Source organism: Burkholderia sp. Ac-20384 (assembly GCF_017104605.1).
Classification (GTDB): Bacteria; Pseudomonadota; Gammaproteobacteria; order Burkholderiales; family Burkholderiaceae; genus Burkholderia; species Burkholderia lata.
On record NZ_JAAGPE010000377.1, the window covers coordinates 1 to 7,703 of the forward strand.

Below are 7,703 nucleotides of genomic sequence, written 5' to 3' on the forward strand. Positions count from 1 at the left end.
TGCAGCGCGACCTGAACCAGTTGTCGATCGATCCGCTCGACCTGTTCGCGCAGTCGTCGGGCGATATCGGCACATCAGGCCCATCGGGCACGGCGTCGCAAGTCGATCGTGGCAGCGCCAATCGCGAAGCGTCGTCCACGACCCAGGCCGACCATGCGCCCGAGTGGACGCAGCACGTGCGTGTGCAGCCAGCCGCCGCGCGCGCCGCCGATCCGCAGCCGGCCGACGAACCAGCGCCGCATGCGCCGCGCGTGCCGACGCCCGATGAGCTGCTGAGCGCGTTCTTCGAAGGCGCGGGGCTCGATACGGCCGCCGAGTCGCATCAGTGGTCGGCCGAACAGCTGTACATCGCGGGCCAGTTGCTGGCGCTGTTCGCGAACGGCACGGTCGAACTGCTGTCGTCGCGCAGCATCCTGAAGCGCGAGGTCAAGGCGCACATGACGATGCTGCTCGATCGCGAGAACAACCCGCTGAAGCTGCTGCCGGACGGCGGCGCCGTGCTGCGGCAGATGTTCGGGCTGCCGCTGCCGGGCTTCATGTCGCCGCAGAGCGCGGTCAGCGACGCGTTCCAGGATCTGCATGCGCACCAGATCGGCATGGTCGCCGGCATGCGCGCCGCGTTGATGGACCTGCTGACGCGCTTTTCACCGCAACGCCTGCGCGAGCGCGACGACGCGATGCGCTGGTACGAGAAGCGCGTGCCCGTGCTGTACAAGGCGAGGATGTGGGATCGCTACGCGGCGACCCATCGCGACACGGTGTTCGCGATCGAGGACGATTTCGCGTCGGTGTTCGGCAAGGCGTTCCTGGCCGCGTACGACGCGGAAGTGGAAAGCTATCGCGGCAGCGGCCGGCATTGAGCGTCGAACGGCACGCCCGCCGTCGGCAATGGGCGATGCGTGCCGGCGGTGGTGTCAGGTGTCCGTTTCATGCGAGGCAACCTTGTTTCGCCCCGTTTCCTTCGCGTGGTACAACGCCTCGTCGGCCGCCTTGATTACCGACTCGACTTCCCCTTCCTGCTCAGGCGCCCAGCTTGCCACGCCGATGCTCGCGGTGACGCGCCCGTATTCGCTTTCCGCATGTTCGATCGCCAGCCCGTCGATGGCCGCGCGAATCCGCTCGGCGATCTCCGTCGCACCCGTGGCCGGTGTATCGGGCAGGATCACGACGAACTCCTCGCCGCCATAGCGGGCCGCGGTGTCCGCAGGGCGCCGGATGTTGTCGCCGATGCACCGCGCAACCGCCGCCAGCGCGTCGTCGCCGGCCTGGTGACCGTACGTGTCGTTGTAGGCCTTGAAGCGATCGACGTCGACGAACAGCAGCGAGAATACCGAGCGGGCACGGCGGGCACGGCGCCATTCGAGGTCCAGCACTTCCCCGAACGAGCGGCGATTGTTGAGCCCGGTGAGGCCGTCGGTGCGCGCGAGCATCACCAGCTCGGATTCGGCCCGCATCCGGCGCCGCAACTGGGTGCCCAGCATGAAGGACAGCACGATGAACGCCGCGCCGAAGGTCGCCACCAGCGCGCCGATCGTGATCGCCCGGTGCCGCCACGCGGCGTAGATGTCCTGCTCCGCCTCGGCGACCATGATGATCAGCGGCAGGTGCGGCAGCGTCTTGAAGTAGTACAGGCGGCGCACGTCGTCGATCGTCGAGGTATCGAGGAACGAGCCTTCCGGCGCGGTCAGGAAGTGGCGAAACGTCGCCGCCTTGCTGATGTCACGGCCGATCGTGTGCATGTCGTACGGCTGGCGCATGAACATGATGCCGTCCGTGCCGACCAGCGATATCGCGCCGTGCGAGCCCAGTGCGAGGCCGGCGAACAGCGTGTGGAAATACTCGAGGTTGACCGCGATCATCACGATGCCGCCGAACGAGCCGTCCGGATTCGACACGCGGCGCGTCAGCGCCACGCTGAGCGACCCGCCGCGCAGGCGGGACGCGTAGGGATCGCTGATGTAAAGCCCGGCGTCCGGATTGTCCCGGTGAACCGTAAAGTACTTGCGGTCGCCGAAATTGCCCTGTCGCGGCACGTCGTTCGCCGAATCCAGGATGATGTTGCCGGCCGAATCCAGCACGAGCATCGAGCCGAGAAATTTCGCCGTCATCGCGTGATCGAACAGGATGCCGCGCCGCAACGCCGGCGAGGCCGCCATGACGTCCGGCCGCTGCAGGCCCTGAATCACCGCTTCCAGCGACAGGCCGTACAGCTCGATATTGCGTTCGATGTCGCGCTCGGCGACGAGCGCCAGATTCCGCGACGTGTCGCGCGCGCGATCGAGCGCGTCGTGACGGCTCTGAAACAACTGCAATATGCAAAGGCCCATCAGCGCGCACGCTATCAAGGTCCCCGCCAGCACAACGTAGTACGGCGCTGCCGACCGCGGATGCATCCGTTTCCTCTCAGGTTAGGCCGACGCTGACGCACCGGTTGTTATGGATTCTTCTGAATAACCTATACCAAAAAGTGTGACATCCGGGTACGAGGTGCAGTCCGTACTTGCCAGGTTGCCGACGACGTGACCCGAGCGGTGTCGCAGGAATCGTGTTCCGCTCGTGCCGGCACCGGGTGCCGGCGTCGATTCACCGAGGATCGCGGCATGACGTGGGTCGTTACCGGTGACGGAATCGAAACAATCGATCCGCAGTGATACGCGTCTTGAAATACCCGGGTGGTTGCCGTTCGAATGCACGGCTGGCAGGAAAACCGGCGAAAGACCGGGCGTCCCGCCCGGCCTGCGCCGACCGCCCGCGCGACGCCGACGGCGCCGCGCACGCGATCGATCGACGACCGTCAGACGGCCATCACCGTCACCGACTTCGTGACGAGGTACGGCTCGAGCGCTTCCGGGCCGCCTTCCGACCCGTAGCCCGAGTCCTTCACGCCGCCGAACGGCATTTCCGGCCACGGCGTGGCCGGCTGGTTGATCCACAGCATCCCGACTTCGAGGCGCTGCGTGAGCAGGTGCACGTTCGCGAACGAACGCGTGAACGCGTAGCCGGCCAGGCCGAACGGCAAACGGTTCGCTTCGGCGATCGCGTCGTCGAGCTTGTCGAAACCGCGAATCGCCGCGACCGGACCGAACGGCTCGTTGTTGAACACATCCGCTTCGAGCGGCACGTCCGCGATCACGGTCGGCGCGAAGAAGTTGCCTTCCGTGCCGATCCGCTCGCCGCCGGTTTCGATGCGCGCACCGACCTTGCGTGCGTTGTCGACGACCGACGCCATCGCGGTGAGGCGTCGCGGGTTCGCGAGCGCGCCGAGCGCCGTGCCTTCCTCGAGGCCGTTGCCGACCTTCAGCCCTTCGGCATGCTTGACCAGCGCACGCGTGAATTCGTCGCGGATGCTGTTGTGGACGAGGAAGCGCGTCGGCGAAATGCAGACCTGACCTGCGTTGCGGAACTTCGCGCCGCCGGCGGCCTTCACCGCGAGCGCGACGTCGGCGTCCTCGGCCACGATCACCGGCGCATGGCCGCCCAGTTCCATCGTCGCGCGCTTCATGTGCAGGCCCGCCATCGCGGCGAGCTGCTTGCCGACCGGCGTCGAACCCGTGAACGTGACCTTGCGGATCACCGGGTGTGGAATCAGGTACGACGAGATTTCAGCCGGATCGCCGTACACGAGGCCGATCACGCCGGCCGGCACGCCCGCGTCGACGAAGGCGCGCAGCAGCGCGGCCGGCGACGCGGGGGTTTCTTCCGGCGCTTTCACGAGGAACGAGCAACCGGTTGCCAGTGCGGCGCTCAGCTTGCGCACGACCTGGTTGACCGGGAAATTCCACGGCGTGAACGCGGCGACCGGGCCGACCGGCTCCTTCACGACGGTCTGCTGCGCACCGAGGTTGCGCGGCGGCACGATTCGGCCGTACACGCGGCGGCCTTCGTCCGCGAACCATTCGATGATGTCCGCCGCCGACAGCACTTCGACGCGTGCTTCGGTGAGCGGCTTGCCCTGCTCCTGCGTCATCAGCTGCGCGATCGCGTCGGCGCGTTCGCGCACCAGCGCGGCCGCCTTGCGCATCGTCGCCGCGCGCTCGTGCGCGGGCACCTTGCGCCATGCGTCGAAGCCGCGTTGCGCGGCGGCGAGCGCACGATCGAGATCGGCGATGCCCGCGTGGGCCACCTTGCCGATCGGCTTGCCGGTCGCCGGGTTCACGACGTCGATCGTCTTGCCGCTCGCGGCGTCGACCCACTCGCCGTCGATCAGCAGTTGCGTATCCGTATAAGTCACGTTAGCCATCCAGACACCCCTACATTGCGTCGAAAAACGCGCGCTGCCGCGAACGGCCGCGCGCCGGTTGACAGAAAAAGCCAGGCCGCCGGGGCAGGCACGCACCCGGCGGCAGTGACGGCGGGCACACCGGCCCGCCATCGTTCCGCATGGGGCCGCGCTCAGCGCGCGGCCGCCGTCGCCTTGCGGAGTTTCGCGACGTCCGCCGCCTGCACGGCCGGCGCACCGTTGTTCCAGCCGGCGCGCATGAACGTCAGCACGTCGGCGATCTGCCGGTCGTTCAACTGGTTCGAGAACGCCGGCATCGGATACGCCGACGGCACGCCGTCGATCACGAGCGTCTCGCTGCCGTTCAGCGTCACGTTGATCAGCGACGCGGCATCGGCTTCGAGCACGTTCGGATTGCCGGCGAGCGGTGCGAGCAGCGGCGCGTAGCCGCGCCCGTCCGCGCCGTGGCAATGCAGGCAGTAAGCGTTATACACCTTCGCGCCCGGATCGGCTGCCGGCCGGCCCAGTACTGCCTGCGTCGCCTTCGGATCATAGCTGTACGGCGGCGCGCCCGTGCCGCCCGCCGCCGGCAGCGATTTCAGGTAGCGGGAAATCGCCGCCAGATCGTCGTCGGAGAGCGCCTGCGTGCTGTGGTTGATCACGCTGACCATCGAGCCGAACGCGGTCGCATGACGGTTCGCGCCGGTCTTCAGGAACTGCGCGACCTCGGCCTCGTTCCAGCGGCCCAGCCCCGTGTTGGGCTCACCGGTCAGGTTCGACGCGAACCAGTTGTCGATCGGCGCGCCCGACAGGAACGCCGTGCCGCCTTCGTCGAGCGCCTTCTCCTGGAAGCCGACGCCGCGCGGTGTATGGCACGACCCGCAGTGCCCGAGCCCCTGGACGAGATACGCGCCGCGGTTCCACATCGCGTCCTTGGCCGGCTTGTCGGCATAGGGCGTCGTGTCGAGGAACACCATGTTCCACAACGCGAGCGGCCAGCGCATGTTGAGCGGCCACGGGATGTCCGACGGCCGGTTCGCCTGCTTCACCGGCTCGACGCCGTGCATGAAGTACGCGTACAGCGCCTTCACGTCGTCGTCCTTCAGCTTCGCGTACGACGGGTACGGCATCGCCGGATACAGGTTGTGACCGTCATTCGCGACGCCTTTGCGCAGCGCGCTGGCGAAGTCGGCTTCGGTATAGCCGCCGATGCCCGTCTCCGGATCGGGTGTGATGTTGGTCGTGTAGATCGCGCCCATCGGCGTAACCATCTTCAGGCCGCCGGCGAACGGCGTGCCGCGTGGCGCGGTGTGGCACGCGACACAGTCGCCCGCTTTCGCGAGATACGCGCCGCGCGCGACGAGCGCGCTGTCGGCCGGTGCCGTCTGTGCGGCATGGGCGGCCGTGCCGGCCAGCAGCGCAGACAGGGCCAGCAACGACGTGCCGAGCACTTTCAGGGTGAGGTTTCGCATGTTCGTCGCCTCCCCTCAAGCCGTCTTCAACTGGTCGCCGACGGGCAGCTTGCGCAGCCGCTTGCCGGTCGCCGCGAAGATCGCGTTCGACACCGCCGCGGCCGTCGCGGCTGTACCCGGCTCGCCGATCCCGCCCGGGGCTTCACCGCTTTTCACGAGATGCACCTCGATCGGCGGCGTCTCGTTGATCCGCAGCATCCGGTAGTCGGTGAAGTTGCTCTGTACGACGCGGCCGTCCTCGATCGTGATCTCGCCGTACAGCGCGCCCGTGATCCCGAAGATGATGCCGCCCTGCACCTGCGCCTCGATCGTGTTCGGATTGACAACCATGCCGCAATCGACCGCGCACACGACACGCTTCACCTGCACTTCGCCGTTGTCCACCGCGACGTCGACGACGATCGAGAAGAAGCTGCCGAACGCGTGCATCACCGAAACGCCGCGCCCTTGCCCCGTCGGCAGCGCCGGGCCGCCCCAGCCGGCCGCCTTCGTCGCGACGTCGAGCACGTTGAGCGCGCGCGGCGTCTTGCCGAGCAGCGCGCGGCGATATTGCACCGGGTCGGTCTTGGTCTGCGCGGCCAGTTCGTCGATGAAGCTCTCGACCACGAACGTGCCGCGCGTCGGGCCGACGCCGCGCCAGAACGCGGTCGGCACGTGGCGCGGCTCCTGGCGCACGTAGTCGACCAGCTGGTTCGGCAGGTCGTACGGCAGTTCGGCCGCAACCTCGACCGCATCGGGATCGACGCCGTGCTGGATCGCCGGCGGCGCGAAGCGCGCCATGATCGACGAGCCGACGATCCGGTGCTGCCACGCGACCGGCTTGCCGTTCGCGTCGAGGCCGGCCGAAATCCTGTCGTAGTAGCACGGCCGGTACATGTCGTGCTGCACGTCTTCCTCGCGCGTCCAGACCACCTTCACCGGTGCGTTGACCTGTTTGCCGACCTTCACGGCCTGCGCAATCATGTCCGTCTCCAGCCGCCGGCCGAAGCCGCCGCCGAGCAGGTGGTTGTGCACGGCGATCTTGTCCGGCGCGAGGCCCGTGAGCCGCTGTACGGTGTCGCGCGCGAACGTCGGTACCTGCGTGCCGACCCAGATCTCGCAGCCGTCGCCGCGCACGTGCACCGTGCAGTTCACCGGTTCCATCGTTGCGTGGGCAAGCAACGGCTGTTCGTAGACGGCATCGACGCGCGTCTTCGCATTCGCGAATGCCTTGTCGACGTCGCCGTCCTTGCGGGCGACCGCGCCCTTGCCGTTCGCCGCCGCCTGCGCGAGATCCGCGAACAGATCCTTCGTCGACACCTTCGCGCCCGCGCCCTCGTTCCACTTCACGACCAGCGCCGACGCGCCGCGCTTCGCGGCCCAGGTGTGATCACCGACCACCGCCACCGCGTTGTCGACGCGCACGACCTGGCGCACGCCGGGAATCTTCTTCGCGGCCGTGTCGTCGACGCTCGCGACCGTGCCGCCGAACACCGGGCTGTTCACGATCACCGCGTACAGCATGCCGGGCAGGCGCACGTCGAGCCCGAACTGGGCCGTGCCGTCGACCTTTTCCGGCGAATCGAGCCGCTTCGCGGGCGTGCCGATCAGCTTGAAATCTGCCGGCTTCTTCAGCGCGACGTCCTTCGGTACCGGCAGCTTCGCCGCCGCGTCGGCGAGCTGGCCGTACGACAAGCGCCGGCCGCTCGGCGGATGCTGCACTTCGCCGTTCGCGGCGCGGCAGGATGCCGGATCGACGTTCCATTGCTTCGCGGCGGCCGCGACCAGCAGCGTCCGGGCGGTCGCGCCCGCACGGCGCAGCGGTTCCCATGCATAGCGCACCGACGTCGAGCCGCCGGTGAGCTGGCCGCCGAGCAGCGGATCGAGGAACAGCTTCTCGTTCGGCGGCGCATGGTCGAGCGTCACGCTCGACAGCGGCACTTCGAGCTCTTCCGCGATCAGCATCGGCAGCGCCGTATAGACGCCTTGCCCCATCTCGACCTTCGGCATCACCAGCGTGACCTTGCCGGCGC

5 protein-coding genes are annotated in these 7,703 nt (G+C 68.0%); 1 reads left to right on the top strand and 4 read right to left on the bottom strand.

Annotated elements, in window-relative coordinates; all coding sequences use genetic code 11:
• On the top strand, positions 1–860 hold an 860-nt coding region (tagH, locus tag G3O00_RS37530), incomplete at its 5' end, for a type VI secretion system-associated FHA domain protein TagH (RefSeq protein ID WP_206146032.1).
• A gap of 54 nt (positions 861–914) precedes the next feature.
• On the opposite strand, the gene G3O00_RS37535 is transcribed toward tagH, so the two are convergent.
• The 4 genes from G3O00_RS37535 to G3O00_RS37550 form a co-directional block, all read right to left on the bottom strand.
• A complete protein-coding gene (locus tag G3O00_RS37535; RefSeq protein WP_206146033.1) occupies positions 915–2,393 on the bottom strand; it encodes a diguanylate cyclase in 1,479 nt (492 codons plus the stop codon).
• 401 nt (positions 2,394–2,794) lie between these two features.
• Complete coding sequence (locus tag G3O00_RS37540) at positions 2,795–4,240, bottom strand: NAD-dependent succinate-semialdehyde dehydrogenase (RefSeq protein ID WP_011355203.1); 1,446 nt, start codon at positions 4,238–4,240, stop codon at positions 2,795–2,797.
• Positions 4,241–4,392: 152 nt separating this feature from the next.
• Positions 4,393–5,691: a cytochrome c gene (locus G3O00_RS37545; RefSeq protein WP_206146034.1), complete on the bottom strand. Its 1,299-nt coding sequence runs from the start codon at positions 5,689–5,691 to the stop codon at positions 4,393–4,395.
• Between the two features lie 15 nt (positions 5,692–5,706).
• A partial coding sequence (locus G3O00_RS37550; RefSeq protein WP_206146035.1) for a xanthine dehydrogenase family protein molybdopterin-binding subunit occupies positions 5,707–7,703 on the bottom strand: 1,997 nt, incomplete at its 5' end.

What these genes read in the sequence shown, in the direction of transcription:
- G3O00_RS37545 (WP_206146034.1), bottom strand. Translation starts at nt 5,691, where the DNA reads ATGCGAAACCTCACCCTGAAAGTGCTCGGCACGTCGTTGCTGGCCCTG.
- G3O00_RS37540 (WP_011355203.1), bottom strand. Translation starts at nt 4,240, where the DNA reads ATGGCTAACGTGACTTATACGGATACGCAACTGCTGATCGACGGCGAG.
- G3O00_RS37535 (WP_206146033.1), bottom strand. Translation starts at nt 2,393, where the DNA reads ATGCATCCGCGGTCGGCAGCGCCGTACTACGTTGTGCTGGCGGGGACC.